The sequence below is a fragment of the Mucilaginibacter sp. A5337 genome (assembly GCF_059690695.1).
Genome location: NZ_JCAWEC010000003.1, coordinates 329,196 through 351,381, shown reverse-complemented (window position 1 = coordinate 351,381; position 22,186 = coordinate 329,196). Strand labels below are relative to the sequence as shown.

The 22,186-nt window shown below is 34.3% G+C and carries 16 protein-coding genes; all 16 read right to left on the bottom strand.

Annotated elements, in window-relative coordinates; genetic code table 11:
- Window positions 1-339 precede the first annotated feature (339 nt).
- Window positions 340-2,196 carry a sialidase family protein gene (locus AC59JO_RS11430; RefSeq protein WP_497305409.1) on the bottom strand — a complete coding sequence of 619 codons (1,857 nt, stop codon included), beginning with the start codon at window positions 2,194-2,196 and terminating at the stop codon, window positions 340-342.
- A gap of 117 nt (window positions 2,197-2,313) precedes the next feature.
- Complete coding sequence (locus tag AC59JO_RS11425; protein ID WP_497305407.1) at window positions 2,314-3,831, bottom strand: lipopolysaccharide biosynthesis protein; 1,518 nt, start codon at window positions 3,829-3,831, stop codon at window positions 2,314-2,316.
- Between the two features lie 234 nt (window positions 3,832-4,065).
- Complete coding sequence (locus tag AC59JO_RS11420; protein ID WP_497305405.1) at window positions 4,066-5,310, bottom strand: acyltransferase family protein; 1,245 nt, start codon at window positions 5,308-5,310, stop codon at window positions 4,066-4,068.
- 267 nt (window positions 5,311-5,577) lie between these two features.
- Entirely contained in the window at window positions 5,578-7,389 is a 1,812-nt protein-coding gene (locus AC59JO_RS11415) for a right-handed parallel beta-helix repeat-containing protein (protein WP_497305403.1), read from the bottom strand.
- Window positions 7,390-7,479: 90 nt separating this feature from the next.
- A complete protein-coding gene (locus AC59JO_RS11410; protein WP_497305401.1) occupies window positions 7,480-8,487 on the bottom strand; it encodes an acyltransferase family protein in 1,008 nt (335 codons plus the stop codon).
- Window positions 8,477-9,613 carry a glycosyltransferase gene (locus tag AC59JO_RS11405; protein ID WP_497305399.1) on the bottom strand — a complete coding sequence of 379 codons (1,137 nt, stop codon included), beginning with the start codon at window positions 9,611-9,613 and terminating at the stop codon, window positions 8,477-8,479. The genes AC59JO_RS11410 and AC59JO_RS11405 overlap by 11 nt, the downstream gene beginning before the upstream one ends.
- Window positions 9,614-10,822 (bottom strand): glycosyltransferase family 4 protein, encoded by a 1,209-nt coding sequence (locus tag AC59JO_RS11400; RefSeq protein WP_497305397.1) that lies wholly within the window; start codon window positions 10,820-10,822, stop codon window positions 9,614-9,616.
- A gap of 15 nt (window positions 10,823-10,837) precedes the next feature.
- Window positions 10,838-12,001: an acyltransferase family protein gene (locus AC59JO_RS11395; RefSeq protein WP_497305395.1), complete on the bottom strand. Its 1,164-nt coding sequence runs from the start codon at window positions 11,999-12,001 to the stop codon at window positions 10,838-10,840.
- A 30-nt stretch (window positions 12,002-12,031) separates the two neighbouring features.
- Window positions 12,032-13,774, bottom strand: a complete 1,743-nt coding sequence (locus AC59JO_RS11390) for a hypothetical protein (protein ID WP_497305393.1) — start codon at window positions 13,772-13,774, stop codon at window positions 12,032-12,034.
- Window positions 13,771-15,141, bottom strand: a complete 1,371-nt coding sequence (locus tag AC59JO_RS11385) for an oligosaccharide repeat unit polymerase (RefSeq protein ID WP_497305391.1) — start codon at window positions 15,139-15,141, stop codon at window positions 13,771-13,773. The genes AC59JO_RS11390 and AC59JO_RS11385 overlap by 4 nt, the downstream gene beginning before the upstream one ends.
- A 56-nt stretch (window positions 15,142-15,197) precedes the next feature.
- Window positions 15,198-16,304: a glycosyltransferase gene (locus AC59JO_RS11380; RefSeq protein WP_497305389.1), complete on the bottom strand. Its 1,107-nt coding sequence runs from the start codon at window positions 16,302-16,304 to the stop codon at window positions 15,198-15,200.
- Window positions 16,305-16,378: 74 nt separating this feature from the next.
- Window positions 16,379-17,113, bottom strand: a complete 735-nt coding sequence (locus AC59JO_RS11375; protein WP_497305387.1) for an SDR family NAD(P)-dependent oxidoreductase — start codon at window positions 17,111-17,113, stop codon at window positions 16,379-16,381.
- Between the two features lies 1 nt (window position 17,114).
- Window positions 17,115-18,050, bottom strand: coding sequence for a phosphoglycerate dehydrogenase (locus AC59JO_RS11370; protein ID WP_497305385.1), 936 nt, complete (start codon window positions 18,048-18,050; stop codon window positions 17,115-17,117).
- Window positions 18,047-18,727, bottom strand: a complete 681-nt coding sequence (locus AC59JO_RS11365; RefSeq protein ID WP_497305383.1) for an acylneuraminate cytidylyltransferase family protein — start codon at window positions 18,725-18,727, stop codon at window positions 18,047-18,049. The genes AC59JO_RS11370 and AC59JO_RS11365 overlap by 4 nt, the downstream gene beginning before the upstream one ends.
- Before the next feature lie 34 nt (window positions 18,728-18,761).
- Window positions 18,762-19,730: a glycosyltransferase family 2 protein gene (locus AC59JO_RS11360; RefSeq protein ID WP_497305381.1), complete on the bottom strand. Its 969-nt coding sequence runs from the start codon at window positions 19,728-19,730 to the stop codon at window positions 18,762-18,764.
- Window positions 19,731-19,792: 62 nt separating this feature from the next.
- Complete coding sequence (locus AC59JO_RS11355) at window positions 19,793-22,186, bottom strand: GumC family protein (protein ID WP_497305379.1); 2,394 nt, start codon at window positions 22,184-22,186, stop codon at window positions 19,793-19,795.

Below are 22,186 nucleotides of genomic sequence, written 5' to 3'. Positions count from 1 at the left end.
TTATATTAAACGTAAGTTACAAAAAAAGCAACAATAATCGAATGATTGTCACCTTTGACCATATTTTTTTAACATCAAACAAGGTCAGGCATGTTTTAACCGATTTAGATTAATTCAATTCCAGTCTCAATATTTTAACAATTTTCACTATCAACCATGTATTTTCTGCTAAGATTATAAATTAATTTCATCCAAAGCAGTTGCAAAAACTCAAATCCAATTCCCAAATAGCGCTCTATAAACCGTCAAATAGACAGGAATTCAACATTTTTTTAAACCGACATACATCTTACCAATAATCTATTTTCGATTTACCAACAACTCATTTAATCTTACCGATCACTGAGTGCGAAAAAAGTTGTACTCTGATAGCATTTCGGAAGTATGCATTCCATTGTTAAACAGTCGCAATTCTCTAACCGCATCTGATTTTATTGATAACAAGTCAACTGGTTTAAAACTAAAATTTGGTGGTAACCTCACCCATCCTTGTTTTTTCATATTGTCCCCGTTATATAAAACCCCGTTAACCATTGATGATAGTACCCGGGTTCTATTATCCAGCATAAATGAAATCACATTTTCTGTTTGGCTATCATGATGTATTAACCTGCTACCACAATCATATGATAAAACCAAGGCGTTGTTTGTGTACAAATTGATTGCGACAGTGCCGTTATCTTTGGTAATAACATTAAAAAAACTTTGCCCATCGGCACTGCGGGCCGACACCAAAGTATCATTGGCTTTAAATCCATTAATCCGGATATTAACTGAAACACCGTCCCATCTTGATTTAGCAGGCACTTTGATAGAATAATTAGTTGAAGTGGCCGTTAAATTTTTATAATCCGCAACCAGGTAATCATCTATCAACTGAGCCTTAACATCCTGATTCCATAACATATCCAATAGCGTTGAGTTGATTTTATGAAATCGAGCGTCCTTTTTTTGGGTCTCGGTAATAAAATATTTTCCGTTATCTTCAATAAGGTCTGGGTAACTTACCAAGAGTGAAGGCAACAAAGTAGGATCATATAAAAGTACTTCGGGCTGCGACCACGCAATTTCACCATTCTTTTCAACGCCCCCGGATACCCAAACCGGATTTCTATACCCCCATATATAGCTGTTGTTATGAAACCAAAAAACGTATTTCCCATTTGAACATCTAAAGACACGGGGACAAGCTCTGGGGTTTCTTACGGTATCACCATTTTCATACGTCATCGGTTTTGGTAATGACCAGGTTTTACAACTATCACTGGAATACGTGATAGCAGGATATCCAAGTTGTGTTCTGAAAATACAGGCAAATTTTCCGTTACTCAACTCAACAATATTATGTTCTTCCTGTACATTACCCATTGTTGGCGACTTTATACCAACATTACCTTTCGGATAAAAATTCCAGATTATCTTAGTATTATCTGTTTCAGTATTAATATTTGGCGAGTTAACGATAGCCCCTTCATGAGTATCAAAATTACCAGTTCTGGTGTAGCCAAAGTACATTTGCCCGTCTCTTGATAAAATAGGTTTACATATGCTCCAAAAAGCTTGATGAATACCACCATCATGAAATGGATTTGACAAATCTATACTGGTAACAGGCATGTCGATAATGACGCGATTAGACCAGGTTGAGCCATTATCATCCGAATACCTATAACACATTTTCCCAACCATATCAAACCGTACACCATCATTAGTATTATCAACGTTGTAACCATATATCACGTATATTCTTCCATTTGCATTTAAAAAGGGGATGGCATAAAAAGCGGCGTAACCAGTTTCTGGCTCTAAATCGGAAACTGAGTGCCAGGATTTACCCTTATCATTACTAATGCTAATGCCGATAGTTTCGCCGACAGCACCCTCATTTGTAGGTGATTTTGTATAAAAACAAATAATAGATCCATTATTCAATTTTAACATATACGGCTGATCAATATAGCCGGTTTGAAAAATTATAGCCCCCTTTGAACGTAACCGATAATCAACGGTATCAATAACAGGGGTAACTACTGGATACGGATTAGATGCGGGTGAGTCTATAGTGTCGTTTCCGGTGCTTTCGTTTTCTACCGATGTTTTCCTACAGGAAACTGAAAATAGTGAGCAAAAAAAAATTGCAAGAATAAGATTAGGAAAATGCTTTCTATAGCGGAAAGCTTTAGGTTTAGGGTACATTTTTGTTATGCGTTTAAATTAATTAGTCCTAAAGATATCACCTATAACTGATTATTTTATGCTTTTTTTAAAACTTAACTTTGGTGAAACTATCTATATAAAAACAGTCCTTTATTGCTATTTACTTTTTCCTTTGCCTTTCAAAATAGCCAATAAATCCTCTTTTTCAAAGAAAAAAGTAGCCGTTATAAAAGATAAAAGGAAAACATTTCCTATTACAATATTCCTTTTAAACACACTAAACGAAAGATAAACGATTATCAGAGACGCTACAATATAAGACAGGTTTTTTTTAACATTATAGGGAATCGGATAATTCTTTTGTCCCCATAAATACGCTAAAACCATCATAGTAGCATAAGCGAGCAATGAAATCCAAGCGGATGCCATATAACTGTATTTCGGTATATAAATAACATTTAATACGATTGTCAGTATAGCTCCGATACCGGATATGTAAAGTCCATACTTGGTTTGGTCCGACAGTTTAAACCATACCGATAAATTCATGTAGATACCCAAGCTTATATAGCCAAACAACAATAGTGGAACTACCCCCAAACCAGACCAATACAAATTTCTTTGAGCAATCGTTCCGCCACGGACAAAGAATTTAAAAATTTCGATATTGGCTACGATGGCAACAAAAATAATTGATACTACAATAACAAAATAATTCATGATACGGGCGTAAGTTTGCCCCGCATTACTATTTTTTGATTGACTAAAGAAGAATGGCTCGGCACCTAATTTGAAAGCCTGGACAAAAATGCTCAAAAATAGCGCTATCTTAGCACAGGCACCATATATTCCTATATCTTGCTCTCTTATATTTTCTGGCAACAATTTCCCCAGCATAATTTTATCCAAATTTTCATTAATGATATATGATACATTGGCTATCAATATAGGCCAGCTGTACATCAACATTTCTAAAAATATTTTTCTATCAAACAAGAATTTAAACTTTGATATTTCTGGCAGCAATATTAAAAACGTCATGATGCTTGCAATCAAATTGGCAAGGAAAATATAACCCACCCAGTTGGGCCTATACCAGCTCATCATCCATTTATAGCCCCAAAGTTGATGATTGATAAAAAACGAAATTCCGTATAAGAAAATAAGGTTTAAAACTACGACAAATAAAATGTTTAAAAACTTCAGCACGCTATAACGCATGGCCTGATTGTTTATACGGATCAATGCGAAAGGGGTACCACAAAGGGCGTCAATAACCAAAACAAGACTTAAACACCTGATATAAAAAATATAATCATTTAAAGTGATCTCATTATAATCATTAATCCAGTATGCTATATCCTTAATAAAATAAAACACAATAAATAAGAATATTGAGCAAACCATGCTTATCCCAATAAGTACATTTGAATAAACCTTTTCTTTACTATGCTCAGGTTTGTTTATGTATCTAAATAACGTTGTCTCGAAGCCAAAAGATATTATAGCGGTAATTAATGCCGTCCAACTATACATCTTGGTAAATACGCCGTACACCCTGGCAGACAAGGTACTTACATAAATAGGAGTTAATACAAAATAAAGAGATCTGGATAATATTGTGCTTATGCCATAAATAACCGTTTGGCCGGCGAATTTTTTTGCTGTTGACAATTTTATGTTTTTATTAAATGATTAACACTTTTTGCATCAATATGGCAAAAATAGTATTATCTTGTTAAGGAAAGATGAATTTATAAAGTTTTTCGTAAACAATTTCAAAAAACAGGATCGGTTAATGTGGATGATCAAAAGCTGATGGACTGCCGTGGAACAAATATGCTCAAACACCTCATAATCAACCGACAAACAAAAAAACCGTATCCAAGATCAATACTGGTCTCTACTTTAAGGTGCAGGATTTTCCACAACCTGTACTTCGATATCTTTTTCCAACGGCTTCTTTTTACCCAATGTTAAAAACGGACGTTCAAATAAATTGTAAAAGCCATATGAAAAAAGAACAATTAATGGACAGCCTATTAAAATAATTAATAAACAGTCATTAAAAACGCCAACATTAAGAGGCGCCAATATGTACTGTGTAATCACCTGCAATAAAGGCGCGTGAATGAGATACAAACTATACGAAAAAGTTCCGATAAAGATCAATGGTTTATACAGTAATATTTTGCACGACCAAAAAACTTTTTTATTTGATGACGATGCTATTGAACAAGCAAATAATACAAATGCTGTAACGGTACCTACCAAAATATCTTTTGCTAACAATATTATATACTCTTTATCTTGCGCAACGCTCAAGAATTTACTTAAAAAGATAACTGCTAATCCCCCTACGGCCAAAAAAATAAACAGCCCTGTAAAAATTACTGCTTTTGATGAGTTCGAATAGCGCATACGCGTTGATAATGCTCTTGCATCTTTTGAAAAGGACAAACTCGCAGCTATCATTCCGAATACAAACAAAATTATATAAGGGCTTATACCAGAACCATCCAATTTAATATCATCGTTACCTTTATGCAAATAGATAATCGCTATCCTTCCAATTATTGAAATAACAATTGCCACTGATAAGGCAGCCAAGCTTCCCCATTTGCGATATAGCCAAACCAACAGCGGGAAAAACATATAAATACGAAACTCCACAGCTATTGACCAAAATACGTGGTTAATATGCTCCGCACTGGAAATAAAATAATCATGTATTAAAAACAAATGCAACAATATATCCTTAAAAGATACAGGTATACTTACGTCCCAATGGCTATTGGTTTCCTTTCCTATTAATAGCCAAATTAAAAGCAGGGAAAACAGCATTGCAAAATAATACGGTGGTATAATCCTGATGACACGTCTCTTAAAAAAAGTAAACGTTCCACCTTTTAAGACATAATCATTCTTTGCTATAGATATCATCAAACTAAAGCCAGAAAGCACTATGAATACATCAACTGCAAAATGACCGTATACAAACAATTTAAAAATGAATTTACCGATACCAGCTAAGCCATCAAGTGAAGAGTTATAATATTGCAAAATAGCATGATGAATCAATACGTATATTGCCGTTAAAGCTCTTATACTATCAACATATAACAAATGGGTGCTGTTTTTTTGTGATGACATATGTTTTATTAAACTAATTACATTTTTGCGGATTCGGGTAAAAGAAATTAAAAACGGAACAATTTATTTCCCCTTTCTTAATTCTATTAAGATGTTTCAATTATTAAAAGAACTTAAATTAATCCGGTAAAGGATAATAACTGCATAATTATCTCCAAAAATCATCAAATGCAAAGCTGACAATTGCTTACATTATCCTTCCGTTATATTGTTCTATCCCTTAACGATATTATTAATTAGTCTAAAAAGGTTACCAAACTAATTACTTTATTGGCTGGTTACATCAAGCACCTTATCACCTATCTTGATCATACGATCAGATGTCATTATTAATTTATTGCCAATGGCATTTTGGCTTTGAACCGTGTTACCGTTAATAACCACGCCCTGTGTATGCGAAACATAAATGCCCACATGCTTAACACTGCTATCATCACTTACCTCAACAGAGTTATCATGAATTTTAACACCATAATTAGTAAATGCGGCAATATTGCTTCCGGATAACGAAATTTCAATTCCTCCATGCTCCTTAGAAAGTCCTTTACCAAAAGCCTGCTTTATGGTATTACCTCTAATTTCAATATCCGAATTACCTGGGATATATTTATTTGCCTGCCCAAGTATACCGCAAGACGTTGAAGACTCTATTATATTATCATAAATCCTCCCGCCGTATATTCCGCTAAAATAAATTCCCCGGGAATAGGACCTTTGCACTGTATTATTAGAAATTAATATTCCGGGAGCCCTCGTTTCTTTTGCGAGATATACATTGCCCCCTACTTTTACATCTGCTATTGGTTTATCAAATTCAATTAAACATTTAACAACCTGACCTGGTGTATTGCTTATTACTTTTCTGGTAACGACTTTTGCTGTGCCAAATTCATGCATGTCATCAACGTCTGCAACCGTCATTGTCTGATCCGGCACAAAGGTGTATCTTTCGGCTACAACTATAGATACAGGCGATTTAACCTCTGCAACAGTGCCATATAATCCGTTTGCAAATGAAATACCATCATCACCGGAATATTGAACTGTAGAGTTTACAACCTTGTTTCCTATACCGCTATTTGACAAGCTGATACCATCTGCATTTGACGATATATACTGAACCCTACCGGGCTTTGGAATAACTTTAATATTGCTATAAGTTAAATTGCTTTGCCACATTGATACAATCCCAGCGGCCGGTGAAGAATAAACTGTTATTCCTTTTGCATAATTACCCGAATTAACAGCCGGAGGATATGTTACAAAACCTAATGCATTACTCCCACTATAGCTGCGTTCTGTTATCATTAGTATATCACCTTGCTTTATTTGCTGTAGGTCGTTATTTGAAGATTTACTATTAGGCATATTCGCTAAAGTAACTTCATCGTCTGTTAAATTATCAGGAGATAAAAATAACCAATTAATGGGAACACTTTGAACCACTCCCGATGATGCTTTACGCAAGACAAATAACCTCAGCGACGTGTTAGCCTTTATCTTTCCTCTAAAACCATTAAAATCTTTTCCGAAGTCAGTGATATGCCTGCCAGAAACAGCATTAATTTGAATTGTACCCCTATTTGAATCCACAGACTTTACCGTTGCCACTGTAAAAGGTAAATCCAAAGCGAAATCTAAAGTAATGTTTTCGATACCAGTGTTGTTAGAATCCCTAATAATTACGCCGCTCGCCTTTCTGGATTGAAAAATAAAGTTAGTTGAATTAGGGCCGGCGCTTCCCTGTATTTCCACCCCTTTTATACCTTCCAGATAAAGATGTGCATTATTTTTAATTGATTTTAAGTAATAATTACCCGCAGGAATCACCACTTTAGGAATATTATGACTATTAGCGTAATTTACACTTGCTTCTATAAGAACACTGGCGTCAGTTGCTGAATCATTTGGCAAGAGATTTTTCGAGGCTATACCTAAACTGACTAAATCTTTTGAAACATCTATAATCTGCAAGGGTGGGACAAACTTCATTTCATTTAACTTAGCCTTAACATCATCTGCATGCATAAACAGATTAAAAATCAACAGCATAAATAATATCGTTTTAAACTTTTCCATGTTTTTGACCTAATTTATAGTATAACGATATAACCTGCCTCAATTGTATTTGTTTATTATTCAACCAGCACAATCAGATGCTTTAATAATTTAAATGGTACTGCTCTTCAAACGATCTGGATATACAAAAAGCCACCTTAAATATTTTGTTTTAACTGCAACGTTATATACCAATAGCGGTACAACGAGACCAAATAGCGTACCGACAATAATGTGTACAGGCGAATTGTTAATGTGAAAGAACTTAAACATAACTATTCTTATTCCATTACCTATCAACAAGTGCAATAAATAAATTATCAATGAATTAACACCCAAGTATTTAATAAAATTCAAAAGCGACCTTTTCGATAGAACTTCCGCTATATATACTATAACAAAACTGCCAAACAGTTGTGGAAAAACCTCATTATACCATTCTGTTTGAGGATAGTTAAAATAAACATACAATGAAAACGCAAAAAGCAAAATATTTATAAAAAACAGCTTTGTGCTGTTTAATATATATCGCGTGATGTTGGTGTACTGTGAAAGTATAATCCCCACAGTGAAGTAGATTAGGTTTACAAAAACTTTATCAAACGACCCGAATCTTAATGGTAATAAGTAATAAATTATCCAAACAGCAATAGATATCAAAATGCCATTCTTTTTCGAGACGCTAAAAAATAGCATGCATAAAACATTAATAAAGAAAAGTGCAAATAAAAACCAAAATTGAGATCGCGGCGTATACAAACATACAAGCAACGCATTCATATGTATGTGATTGTTTGTATAGGCCGATAATTTGGCCTCAATAAAAGTCTGAATTAATGACCATATTACAAATGGATATGCTACCGTTTCAAGTTTATTTATTAAACTGTATTTCACCCCTCTTTTTAAAAAACTATTTAAAAAAAAATAGCCTGATAAAATAAAAAAGAGTGGCATGTGAAAACTATACACAAAATTTACAGCATAATAAAAAAACACCGGATCAATTAACTTTACTGTTATCAGTCCTTTTATCACGTGTCCGAAAACGACGAAAATGATCCCTATACCTTTGGCATAATCGATCCAGTCAAGGCGAATTTTATTATTAGCAACCATTTACAATTTCTTTATCAATAACTTTAAGAGGTTCAATACTTTTCTTCACGTTTTCAATATATTGCAGCATCTCTTCCTTAAATCGCTTTTTTGAAAACTTCAGCGCTGTTTTTCTGATTTCCTTTTTTGAATAATTTACCTTCTGCCCCTCAAAAATCTCAACTGCTTTATTCAATGAAGATTCTGTTTGTTCATCGAAACATAATCCGTTGACAGAATTAATAATTTCACCTGACGCGCCTCCGTTAAAAACTATTGCCGGAACCCCCGAAGCGTGTGCTTCAACTATTGCAATTCCAAAATCCTCAACACCCGCATATACAAATGCTTCCGCTTTAGCCAGGTATTCATTTACTTCGTTTTTATTTAGATAACCAGTAAATTTAACATTAGGCCCTGCAATTGACTTCAGATACTTATTTTGGGTTCCATCACCAATTACAATCAGCGGCTTATTATTTTTTGTAAAAGCTTCAACAACTATGTCAAAACGCTTATAAGGTTCATGTCGGCCAACGGTTACATAATATCCTTCATTTTCATCTGATATGGTAAAGTCGTCTACATCAACCGGAGGATAAATAACAGTTGATTCTCGTCCATAAGTAGCCTTAACCCAATTTTTTACAAAAATTGAATTTGATATAAGATAATCCGGGTTCATAGCAGTCTGCTTATCAAATCGTTGCAGATAACCTTTTAGAAAATTCAACGCTTTCAAAGCTCCCTTAAAATACAGATCAGCTTCATCCCAAACATATTTAAAATTTCGGGCCTGCAGATAACATATGTGAATCTCATTTCCTACCCTATATGCTTTAGATAAGACCCACGATGAACTAATAACTAAATCAATTTGGTTTTCTTCCGTTTGCTTATTAAACTTTCGTACAATAATTGGAAAAAATGGCATTAAAGCTCTAAACTTCCTCTTGAAAAGAGATAGGATGGATGACTCTGTTACGATAATATCCCGGCCTGCAAATGTATGACGCTGAAGCTGGGGTGTCATTACGTTTACATATGCGTAATAATAATCAAATTCATATAATTCATTTATAGCAGTCACTACACGTTCTGCACCGCCATATTTATCTAACCAATCAGTAATGAATGCTGTCTTCATCTATTTGAGTTCAAATATTTTAATAACTTTCTCTTCAAACACGCTTAAAGAAAAATTATCACCGTTCGGAAAATCAACAAAACGCGAGCGATTAATATTTACACTTTTAAGTATGTTATATAACCCTTGTTTATCTTCACTGTTGTATATTATTCCGTTATGGTTATCTGTCACAATTTCTTTCACGCCTGTTACATCGGAGGCTATACAATACAACTTACTAATTGAACTTTCTATCAGAACAGTTGGGAGCCCTTCTGTTGACTCTATTACCTTACCGAAACCTTCAAAATTATTTTCTTCTTTATCTATCGTGGGAAAAACAAAATAATCTGCATAGTTCATCCAAGCCAAAACATCGTTACGCCATCCAAGCCAAATAACATATTTCTCTACATTATGTTGCTTACAATGATTCATAAGCGTATCCCTTATGGCTATTTCGGCGGGTGTTTTTGCAGCACCACATATAAATAAATATGGTCTTTCAGACTCTTCAATAGTATTTACCAGGTCAGAAAAAGCGTAAATCAAATGATGAATGCCCTTATGCGGTCTAAATAAACCAGCATATAAAAACTTTGCATTTTTCTCCAAAAACATACCTGTTAATTCGGCGGCCTCAACTTTGACGTTTTCAATGTCAATATCAACATATTGACTAAAGTCGATCCCATTATAAATAAGTGATGTCTTATTTGAAACTGGTAAACTATCCTGAACAGCTTTACTTACACAAAGTATTTGATCAAATATCCTTAAAAAAAACTTAGAAATCCGCCCCGGCAAACGATTTTTTCCGTGAAAATGCAGTATTGTCTTACCCTTGAAAAATAACGCCGGAACCAACATCATCATCCCTCCTCGCGGGTCGCAGCAATAAAGATAATCGTATTTATTCTTTACAATAAGCCACAAACATTTTATATAAAAGGGTAAGAGCCCTAAAAATAAAGCCTTAAAAAAAGTTTTCCTCCCAAACCAAGAATCTTCATCGCCATATTTGAGCAAACACGAATGCGTTTTTAACGCTATAATATTATCAACATTTGGTTCAAAATTCTTCCTGATATTACCAAATTTATCATCAGCCATTAATAATGTAATGTTGCAACCTCGATTTTTCAATATCTTACAAACATTGTTCGTGATTCGCTGGCTACCTGAAAAAAAAGGATAAGCTTCAAATATTAATACTTTTTCAGACATTGTTTAAACTAATAACTATTTTGATGCAATTGAAGCCGTATGTTGTTTTTTGGGATAAAAGAGCGGGTTTATAAGTTTAATTAAAGGTATTTCAACGTATTTATAAACCGGAACACTTGCTATTATACAAATTAAAGTACAAACGATTATGTAAATATCAGGCGATGTAATTCCTAAATATCGAAAAATTATAGCAAAGAACTTTATCCCAAGAAGGTGAATAAGATAGCATGTAAACGACGCGTTTCCCAGCGAAACAAAGGGTTTGGTAATTTTTATATAAAGCCTGCTATTTGATAAAATCGATTTTTCAAGCAAAATATATCCACCTGCAAAAAGCATACATGGTATGCCCCAGATTAAAGACCGACGCAATGCTATCCAGGTATTGCTAAAAAAATTGGTTGGTAAAACCATTTCCCTATGATCAATGAAAATACTACGGCTCATTAGAAACCCACCAAGCAATAATGAAATTGTAAAGAAAATTAATGCAGCATTTTTCCGTTCAACGCCTTTGATCCGATCATAGCACAAGCCTAAAACAACACCTAAAGCAAATTCAAAAAGAAGCGGACTAAAAATAAAATCAATAACCACGTATTTTGAATTGATCAATAATCCTAATCCCCCCAAGACACACATTATGATTACTAATTTGATCTTGAGATTCTTAACTTTAAAAAACAAAAGCATCGCGATAAGCAGATAAAAAAACAATTCTATTGAAAGAGACCATCCAACGAAAAGTATTGGACCAATGTATTGAAACTTATCAAAAAGTGGAAAAAACAGTAATGTGCTTAACACCGAGCCAAACGTAATTTGTTGATGCCATATTATTGCCAAAACCAGATATACCGCTGATATTAACCAATAGTAAGGAATGATTCTTATCAGTCTTTTCAAAATAAAATCCCTCCATCCATTTTCAACATTTTCAAAAGGGGCAACAACGCGAGTCATAATAAAACCGCTGATAATAAAAAACAAATCGACACCTATAGCTCCCCAATCCGCCAAAAAATAATACGTGGCAAGTATTGCCTTGCTATGAAATAATCCTTTACCCGTAAATAGGTAATTTGCCGAAGATATGGTATGTATAAAAACAACCATCAAAACAGCAATTGCTCTTAATACCTGTATTGAAATTATTTTTTCACTTTTTGCTTTCATAGTCATTAATTAAATAAGGATGGGCCTCGATTACTTTTCTAGCATTAAGGTTTCCAGATACTCATATGGATCGCCATTGAAAACCAAAAATTCTTTAGTAGCGTGATTTAGTTCTTTAACTCCATTCAATAAAGCCTGCTTGTTAGTGTAACTGTTTAAAAAAGCTAAAAGATTATCTTCCTTAGCAAAGGAGTAACTATGCATTGATGAGTGATAGCTGTAACCCAAATCTTCTTCGGGTATATTTTTATTGGGATAATAATAAATACCCGGGATATCACATAAAATCCCATCAGTAACAACCATTGTAAGTACGCCATATACACTGACCGTTCCAACAACCAGATCAATGTTGTTCAGAAACGAGTATATATCCTGCTTGTCAATTTTGAAGTTAGGGTTCTTTGCCAATTCCCCTTCTGGCGTGTAGGGTAAATTGGGTCTTGGCTTTACTAAAAACTCAATCTCGGTCTCCGGAAGCGACACTGTAAATGAATCAACAATGCTATTTATAAAATATTGTTGATAACTATCGGAATTATAGGTAAGCACGATTCCAATCCTCAATTTAGAACTATTTATCTTTTTGTTTCCGGATAGCTGCTCCTGCAAAAACGAATAGTCAATCCGACCACCATTCACATTCTTACAATAATTATATTTTAACAGGTGATTATACTTTTCACTTAAAATCGCATCCCAATTTTGCTTTATTTTTTCAGATGGAAGTATATTATAGTCTAAGTAAAAATATGAGAAATGATCAATCGGATTAATTTCCGTACCATGTGGTACCAGAATATGATGAATATGCTGTGCGTTATATTTTCTTTTACAAATTCCCGCGTAAATCAAGCCTGCAGCTGCTCCTCCCCTGAAAACACTCGTTACATTCAAATCAGGTCTTTTTGATAAGTTCTCAATAAGGCTGCCAACAAGCAGGTTATATTCAAAAAAATAAATTGTTTTTAATAAAACGTCGATATTCCATGTTTCAGGTATTGCACCTAAAAAAGGAGTATATACTGATAATATCTTGTTAAAATTCTTTCTGAACGAAACCAGGGAAAGGGAGAAGTTAAGAAATTTAGCCGGGCTAATACTATATTGTCCCAACCTGTAAATAGATTTATTCCAGTTATTTTGCGACTTTAACAAATATGGATTAGCATGTATAATAAGACTGTTCGCTTGCTTACTAAGCTTATCTAAAAAAGCGTAGTCGATCTTTTCGCGGTTGTTTGCAAATGAATTCCATAATATTATTTTCTTTCCTCTCCAGTTTACGCGTTTTGTAAGAAAATTGATTAATAAGATAATATACTGGGCAGTAATAGTAACAACAAGTTTAAGTTTTTTATTTAATTGCTTTTCTGATCGGGATAAAGAGTTTTTCCAATACACCGGTTCTGAATGATAATTAATTACTACAGATAATCCGTGTGTCTTTAATGCCAAACAGTAAAAATCGGCCAACCTATCATTACTTCTATGTAATAATAAATTAACCCCGGTAATACCATTTTCTTTACAATATGCTGCAATATTTTTAACCAGGAGCGGATGCTCCATAACCTTGATATCAGTTAAAAAATATCGATTTATCGTTGTGTTAAATAATCCCTCTACTGTATAAAAGTCTATCTCTTTAGTAAAAATCGTACTAAATATCTCTCGATTGATACTTTGACAAAGTTGCGGAGAAGGATAAAAACTATCGAAAAGAAAATATTCAGTAAAATTACTGCTATCAGTTATCATTAGGGTATTCATACCGGCATTGTCTTTAAAGAGTATTTGGTTCTACTTATATAACCTGTTATGATGGCTATGATTATGAAAAACTGGAGTGTATAAACCAGGTTGGTTGTTTCCCACCCCCCTGAATAAATTAACAATATGATAGCTACACAGTTATAAAACTTGTTATCTTTACTATGGAGCCGATTAGTGATAAAAGCCATTAACGCTCCCATTAGCATAAAGACAAATATTCCCCCATAACTAAAATTAAGAAAGGATTCTGTCATGGCGTTTACGGGTAAACCAATATCAGTACGGTTCCAAAACAGAGTAGCCACATAATAATCTTGAAAAGCAGGCTTTAAATCGCCCAGTATCGCCCTTGGAAAAGGGAACGTTATTAAATTTAAGTAAGAAGCACCATATAATACATTATTTGAATTGAGGTTATCAAACACCATTTCATCCCTTAGCTGTGTTTGATAACTCGATAGGGCCATATACCATTCTGTATTGTTATCCTTTTGATTCTTAAAGTTTTCAGAGAAGCTGTTCTCGCTGGTATCAGCCGAGTGCCTTAAAAGACCTAAAAGTGAGAACCCTATGGCGATAAAGGGTATAGAAGGAAGTAGCATACGAACATGAACTCTGTTAAAGGCTGAAAGTAACAAAAGAGAGGTAACAATTGAATATATTGTAAACCCTCGTGAACCAGATATTAAAAACGAAAGCATCGCAGCAGGAAAATATAACAGTAATACTCGTTTCCAATTTTCGTTCTTCAAAATTTTGATTGATAAATAAATAGGAACAAAAACCAAAATAATATTGGAAAACAGTGACATCAAGTAATTGTCTTTCAAAACATCACCAGCTTCGGCATTTCCGGACCTTCTGGATAGCAAAAACAAGATATTCCCACCAGATACCTTATATATGCTTACGGCGCAATAAATAGCCATGAAAAACATAGTTACAAGTATGACCTTTTCTCTTTTAAAAAAAGTTATACTAAGCTTAACAGGCTTTTTGACATCAAGGAAAAGCATGTAAAAGAACATCATCGCTACAATACAAATGGTCTGATATACCAACAATGCTATTGATGTCGAATAATAGTCAGATACCTTATATCTTGAGCTTAATAACCCTGCGGTAGCTACCAGATTCTCAGGAGAATCAAATCCGAGGTAATATGGGAACTTTAAAAAATCGTATATGAAACAAAAAAGAAGAAAGAAAATAGGAGGTTCATACAAATATCTAAACACCCCGGATCTAAGAATTAGTAAAATAAAAAGCAAAAAAAATAAAAAGAGAAACTCTACTATAAGGAATGTGCTGCTGCCGCTTAATTTACAAGCATAAATAAAAAAAATCAAAACAAAGCTTATCATGTAATTAGAGTACTTTGTTATTATTTTAGCTTGAAACATCTTGAGTAATAAATAATTTAATTAACTATGCTTTTATAAAATGATTTCAACAAATCAGCCGATTTTATTATAGAAAAATCGGATTCTTTGAAATAGTTATGATATAATATGCGCTGCTCGTTAGAAGGTAGTTTAATTGAAAGCAATTTTGTAGCCCAGAAACCTGCATCTTTATCTAAATCTATTCGTTTAATCAAATCAGGTATTACATTTACATTAGTAGTAATTGTGTTTGAAATTATATTTACTAAAGCTGCAGCCTGTGTTTCTTTTAATACAATAGGCGATCCTTCATATAATGAAGGAAAAAGAAATATATCGAAAAGGCCTCTCATCAGCTCACTAACATCTTTCCTTAAGCCAAGTAAATGTACATTTCCCGATAAGTCATACTTTTCTATCTTGCCTCTTATCTCATTTTCTAAAACTCCTTCACCAACTAATAAAAAATGAAAATTAGGGTTTACCTTAATCACTTCCTTTGCTATATCAAGAAAAAATAAGTGATTTTTTTGCTCTGTAAATCGTCCGACATGTCCCACAATAATTGAATTTTCATTGATCCCATAATTTTTATCTATCAATGAGTAATTCTTAGAAGCTAAAGGTTCAAATTGATTAATATCAACTCCCAATTTAATAACGGTTTCAACTTTGTCAAATAATGCCTCACTTGCTTCATTTGAACAAGCTAATTTATTGGGGGTAAGTTTTATTAAACTTTTAAAAATTGTTTCAATTATTTTGTTACCGAAAATTTTCGAATCTGTAGAGGTATTATGACTATGAACTACATATTGAGCCCTAGTAAATTTATTAAGTAAAAGGTATAGTCCGCCAAGCAGATGTCTATGGCTATGTACTATATCGTACTGGTTTTCGTTTACCGTTTGAATGTAATATTTTGCTACCTTAAATACATTTCGGGTTTTAGTAAAATAATAAACTTTACTTCCAAACTTTTTCACCTGGTCGTCGAAAATACCCTTATCAGGCGAAAAAGTAAGAAAATCAACTTGATATTCTTCTGGATTGAAATATGGCAAAAGGTTATACAGCCAACTTTCCACCCCCCCAGCCGTGAGACCGCCTACAACATGTAAAATTTTAATTTTCTTTGTCATATTTTAATAAGTAATCCCTTTTTCCCTTCTTTACGTTTTTTTATATTTCGAGTAATGGTTAACTATAAATGAGGTTAATCCAGATCTTTCAAAACATTACTTATCCCGCCATCAATATTGATGTTGGCGCCGTTTATAAATCCAAGTTCGTCCTCGGCTAATAATAATGCTAACTGAGATACCTCGCGCGGCTTACCTATACGCTGGCTTGGATGCAGTTCATTGAGCATTTGCACTTTAGCTTCATCATTATTAAAGCCGTCACGCAGCATTTGGGTATCAATTGCAGCCGGGCTTATAGCATTTACCCTTATCCGGCCCTGCAAATCAACAGATAGTGCTTTGGTTAAGCCAACCAAGGCGCTCTTTGAGCTTGCATAAGCCAGGAAGCGCTTTTTTGTAAGCTGATGATGAATACTTGCAATATTTATAATTGAACCTTTTGAGCATTCAAGTCGTTTTAAAAAGAATTGACTTAGCATTAACGGCCCTGTAAGATTAACATTGAGCGTTTGGTTCCAATCCTGCAAGGTAATCTCATCCAAATTGCTCAGAATTTGTACCGCAGCATTATTTATAAGTACAAAAAGCTCGGGGATCTCTTCGTTAAAAACGGCTTCAATACTCTCTTTGTATCCCGGATCAATGCAATATTGATGTAAGTTAAATTTGAAAAACTTATCGCAGTATTCCGGCTGGCTATCTTTAAGATCAAGGCCGATTACTTCATATCCCTTTTCTTTAAAGGTTTTAGCCAGCTGGCTTCCAATACCACCCAATACGCCTGTTATTACTACAGTTTTAGCCATCTTATTCTATTCCTAAATAACCAAACATTAATTCAATGGCTCTTAAACTTGCTCTTACCACTGCCTCTTTGGTATTTGAACCGTTATGGGTACCAAAAATACATTGTTCAAACTGACGCAACGGACTATCCTGTGGTAATGGTTCAATTTCAAAAACATCTAACCCTGCTGATTTCACTTTGCCAGCGCTTAATGCTTCAACTAAAGCGGTCTCATCAATCAGTGGTCCGCGCGATACGTTGATGATTATCACACCATCTTTCATTAAAGCGATACTTTCTTTATTAATAAGATGGTAGCTTGACGGAGTTAATGCACAGGTAATGATCACAAAATCTGCCTCTTCTAACTTTTCCGGAAAAGGAAGGATCTGATTAACCTGAGCTTCTTCGGCAGTTAATTTGCTGAATGGATCATAAGCATTAACGTTAACCCCAAAGCCTTTTAAACGCCGTGCCGTACCCAACCCTATATCACCTATACCTATCAGGGCTACAGTTTTGCCTTCAACAGACATACCTGCAGGTTTTATCCAGTTTCCTTTGCGTACTTCGCGATCAACACGGTAACTATCACGTGCTAACCCTGTAAAATAAGCAAGCGCCATATCAGCTACTTCATTTCCAAACATTCTTGGTGTATTTGAAATAGGTATACCTAATTTTTCGCAAGCCTTAAAGTCAACGTTGTCCACGCCAACCCCCCATTTTACAGCAGCTTTCAATTTACCCTGAACGCCCGCCTGGAATACTCTTTCTGTTGCAGGATCATCCCCAATTATCCAACCTTCTACCTGTGGTACCAACTCAATAAGTTGTTCTTCAGTTAGCGTTTGTACTACTTCCGGCAAAATCAATTCGATACCCTTAGCTTCAAAAAAATGTTTTAACTGATCTATTCCTCTTAACATCGGAGGACAAGTAATTAATATTTTCATACGATCTTATTTATCATTTTATATAAAAGTTCGGCTACGATGAAATTAAATTCCACATCAATATCCTGGGCCTCAATTTCCGGCATTTCAAACAAAAACGGACGGTCGCCAATCCTGTTATGTTTTCTTTCAAGTATTGATTTGGTAAAGACATAAAAACAAGAGTTTTCCTCAAAAATAGGCGGAAGATCCTGGGTGCGCAGTAATATATTCTGATTATGATTGATCGGCCTTGCTAAAGAATCCCAAAACCTTACATGCTTTCTTGTTACCGAAAACAACGAATCATACATAGGTTGTATGTCGAAGAATTTCTTAATTCCCGCTGTTAATGTCTCAACTGTTAATAACGGATTGGTGCTATGTGTTTGTAAATAAAACTCAGAAGGAACCTGGTTAATGCTGTTCAGCAATACATCATTCATAGGTATGGCACCATCCCTTAAATGTTCTGGTCGTTCCAAAACAAGCACATCGGGAAAAGAAGCCTGGGCTTGTTCAATAACAATCGGACTATCAGTATCAATAACTACCTTATCGATTAAAGGACAATCTAACAGTGTTTGAATTACATGATGAAAAAGCGGCTTTCCTGCAAAATCCCTATAGTTTTTCCCAGGAACTCTTTCGCTTGAGTGCCGCATCGGCACAATAGCGACTAACTTAAATTTATCCATTTGAATATTGATGTTTGTAGATGTAAAACAGGAATTATCCTTCAAAGCCGCTGTATATAATTCTTTCCCCAGATGGCGGCAAATGAGTTAACTCATTATGGCGGGGAGGTCTTTTCATATCATTTGGATAATATAACCTGTTTCTCAATGTTTCGTTGATCTGGTTCTTTTGATTATATCCAAGGTAAGTACCCCAAAATTGCATGTACCTAAACATAATAATTGAAAAGAAATTGCTCGCGAAACTTTTATCGTGAATAGCATGAAAACTATCTGAAAAGATATTGGCAATTGTTAAACGTACAAAGTTGAAAAAAGAAAACCTTTCATTAGGATAGATTATTTTCAGCGCAATCGCTTCCCTCCTATATCGGTTTTTTATACGTGATGGTGTTTCTTCATGTACGTGCACTATCGGCGCCAAAGCCTCGTATGCAATTTTATAATTCTTTGCTTTTATTTGACTGGCCCAGGCCAAATCCTCTAATCCTGTTAATGACTCATCGTATGGCTGCTGCTCCCAAAGCTCTTTTCTTACAACGCAATTGGCATTATTACAGAAAGAAATCGCCTGATCGTAATTTGAAAACGAAGGAAACCATTTATTGAAAAGTTGTTGTTCAGAATATTTAGATACTTCACAGCCAACCTGCCGGCCATACACCAAAGCAACATTTTTATCATGGAAAGGAGCTACCATCCGCTCTATCCAATCGGTGTAAAGAGGGTAAACGTGAGCACTTGCAAAAAGTAAATATTCACCTTGCGCGGCCATACACCCCCGGTTTAAAGCCCGTCCAAAAGAAAATTCCTCCGGCCGGATATTGATTACTTTTACACCGTATTCCCTGGCAATAACTACTGTATCATCATTTGAACCAGAATCTACCAATATAATTTCAACCTGTTCAAATATTGTCTGCCGTTTCACACCTTCAAGCAGCCTCCTTATATGTTTTTGCTCATTATATGAGCGAATTATTAAACTACATACCGGTTTCATAACAACATTTTTTTAAGATCTACAGTAATAATCTTCGTTTTGGTAATGCCTCCCAAATTATTCTATTCTCTTTTTCCAAATAATTTGCTCCAGAATTGAGGTGTTTCTTCCGTTGTGCTACCGTAACCATAGCCATAACCATAACCATAACCATAGCCATAACCGTAGCCATAATAACCACCTTTTTTGGTTTTAATATCGTTGATAACCAAATAGGCCCTACGGAATTTCATTTCCCTTGTTAATTCATTAATTATATTGAGCTGTGATTTGTAAGTATATTCCTGCCTAACAATATATAAGCTGGCATCTGTATGCTTCTCTATTAACTGAGCATCTGAAACCAAGCCTATTGGGGCACTATCTATAATAATATAATCAAACCTCTTCTTCAATTCATCTATTAATAAGTTGAATTTATCACTAAGCAATAATTCTGTCGGGTTAGGAGGAATGGGCCCGGAGGATATTATAAAACAGTTTTCGGAGAAAAATGTTGGTTGTATAATATCGTCAACGCTCATTGTCTCAGACACTACATAATTTGTAAAGCCGGCATTATTGCTGTCCAACCCTACATTTTGAGACAATTTGGGTTTCCGTAAATCCAATTCCATTAACAGTACCTTTTTACCACTTAAAGCCAATACGCTACCAAGATTCATGGTAATAAACGATTTACCCTCCCCGCTCATACTTGATGTAACCATCAAAACGTTGCTTTTCCCTTGTGAAAGCACGAACTGAAGATTAGTCCTCAGCCCTCTGAATTGCTCAGATAATATAGACCGTGAATTATTTCCGACTACTAATGATACGCCTTCTGGATTATTACCAATCTCGCCTAATATGGAAACTTTGGTATTTGAAACAATATCATCTTTGTTAAGAATCTTTATATTTAAAATCTCCCTAATATAAATACCTGCTGCAGGGATTAGCAATCCTAAAAAGAAACCTAAAAATATAATCGTTGACTTTTTAGGTTTAAAAGGTAAATAGTCACTTTTGGCAGGATCAATAATCCTCGCGCTATTAGCAGTCGATGTTTTTGTCAAGGCGGTTTCTTCACGCTTTTGCAACAAGTACAAATAAAGATCCTGCTTTAAATTTTGCTCCCTGGTATAATCAAGAAAAACACGTTCTTTCTTAGGAACAGTAGATACCTCTTTAGTAAGAAATGAATTGGTCGATTTAAGATTCTGGAGCGTTGTTGACAAGGTCTGTTTATAAGATTCAAAACTCTTAACTAGACCTAACCTAATATTCTCAATCTGCTGATTACTTGACTGAATTACAGGATTATCTTCTTTATATGATAAAGCTAATTTATCCCGTTCAACCAGCAAATCATTATACTTTTCAATTGCAGTAGCAAAAACCGGATCAGGAACAGCAAACGAACTTGGTATTATTCTCTTCGTTTTAGGATCATTGATGTAATTTTCAATATCATTTACAATGGATAACTGTATTTGAATGTCACTCAACTTATTATTATAGGTCGATACATTCCCTACTAACGATTTACTTTGTTCATCAACGTTAGCTAACTTGTTATCTTCCTTAAACTTTGTAAAGTTACCTTCTATATCAGATAGTTCGCTTGTCACTTTGCCCAATTGGCTATCAATAAATTTCAATGTACTATCCGCAATTTCTGTTTTATTATGAAGGTTAGATAACAAATAGAGGTTCATTAACTTCGATAGAATTACTTCGCCTTTTTTTGAATTAGGATATATAAAAGTCAAAGCTAACGTTGAACTCTTTTTATCTGTCAGTTGCACATCTAATGCGGTTTGAAGGTTATCTATCGTTTGATCTTCAGACTGTATATTTACCTTATAACCATAATTGCTTATCGATTTACTTCCATTTCTCTCAAAAACAAGATCATATTGTCTTAATTTCAGAGGAGAGCCGAAATTTAATGTAGTATCTATATTATCTTTATCATCCTGAAAATGTATTTTATCGTTAACCACATTTACAATATAATTCTTTTCAGAAATCGTATCAGCTTTACTAATGAGTCTAACAGTAAAAGGAGCCTCATCATACAACTCTTTAGTAGTGATTCTTCCTTTAGCATAAATAGTGATGTTTAGCCCCAATGCTTTCACAGTATTTGTCATCAATAGCCTTGATTTCAAATTATCGATCTCATTATAAGCATTACTAGATAAATCAAATAAATCTGAAAAATCTAAATTTGTACTGCTACTTGATAATTTACCGCCCTGGTTAGCTGAATTATCCTCAATAGTAATTTTGCTGTTGATACTATAAGCAGGAGTTGAATATCTTATATAAAATAATGACAGTAAAACAAATACAATTAAACCCAATACAAAAAAGTACCAGTTGCTTATAATTTTAGAAACTATCTTTTTTACATCAAATTTAACTTCAGATTCCTTATTTTGATCGAATTCCTGATCTTGAATTCCCAT

What these genes read in the sequence shown, in the direction of transcription:
- AC59JO_RS11420 (WP_497305405.1), bottom strand. Translation starts at nt 5,310, where the DNA reads ATGTCATCACAAAAAAACAGCACCCATTTGTTATATGTTGATAGTATA.
- AC59JO_RS11405 (WP_497305399.1), bottom strand. Translation starts at nt 9,613, where the DNA reads ATGAAGACAGCATTCATTACTGATTGGTTAGATAAATATGGCGGTGCA.
- AC59JO_RS11395 (WP_497305395.1), bottom strand. Translation starts at nt 12,001, where the DNA reads ATGAAAGCAAAAAGTGAAAAAATAATTTCAATACAGGTATTAAGAGCA.
- AC59JO_RS11390 (WP_497305393.1), bottom strand. Translation starts at nt 13,774, where the DNA reads ATGAATACCCTAATGATAACTGATAGCAGTAATTTTACTGAATATTTT.
- AC59JO_RS11365 (WP_497305383.1), bottom strand. Translation starts at nt 18,727, where the DNA reads ATGGATAAATTTAAGTTAGTCGCTATTGTGCCGATGCGGCACTCAAGC.
- AC59JO_RS11375 (WP_497305387.1), bottom strand. Translation starts at nt 17,113, where the DNA reads ATGGCTAAAACTGTAGTAATAACAGGCGTATTGGGTGGTATTGGAAGC.
- AC59JO_RS11370 (WP_497305385.1), bottom strand. Translation starts at nt 18,050, where the DNA reads ATGAAAATATTAATTACTTGTCCTCCGATGTTAAGAGGAATAGATCAG.
- AC59JO_RS11380 (WP_497305389.1), bottom strand. Translation starts at nt 16,304, where the DNA reads ATGACAAAGAAAATTAAAATTTTACATGTTGTAGGCGGTCTCACGGCT.
- AC59JO_RS11355 (WP_497305379.1), bottom strand. Translation starts at nt 22,186, where the DNA reads ATGGGAATTCAAGATCAGGAATTCGATCAAAATAAGGAATCTGAAGTT.
- AC59JO_RS11385 (WP_497305391.1), bottom strand. Translation starts at nt 15,141, where the DNA reads ATGATAAGCTTTGTTTTGATTTTTTTTATTTATGCTTGTAAATTAAGC.
- AC59JO_RS11430 (WP_497305409.1), bottom strand. Translation starts at nt 2,196, where the DNA reads ATGTACCCTAAACCTAAAGCTTTCCGCTATAGAAAGCATTTTCCTAAT.
- AC59JO_RS11400 (WP_497305397.1), bottom strand. Translation starts at nt 10,822, where the DNA reads ATGTCTGAAAAAGTATTAATATTTGAAGCTTATCCTTTTTTTTCAGGT.
- AC59JO_RS11360 (WP_497305381.1), bottom strand. Translation starts at nt 19,730, where the DNA reads ATGAAACCGGTATGTAGTTTAATAATTCGCTCATATAATGAGCAAAAA.
- AC59JO_RS11415 (WP_497305403.1), bottom strand. Translation starts at nt 7,389, where the DNA reads ATGGAAAAGTTTAAAACGATATTATTTATGCTGTTGATTTTTAATCTG.
- AC59JO_RS11410 (WP_497305401.1), bottom strand. Translation starts at nt 8,487, where the DNA reads ATGGTTGCTAATAATAAAATTCGCCTTGACTGGATCGATTATGCCAAA.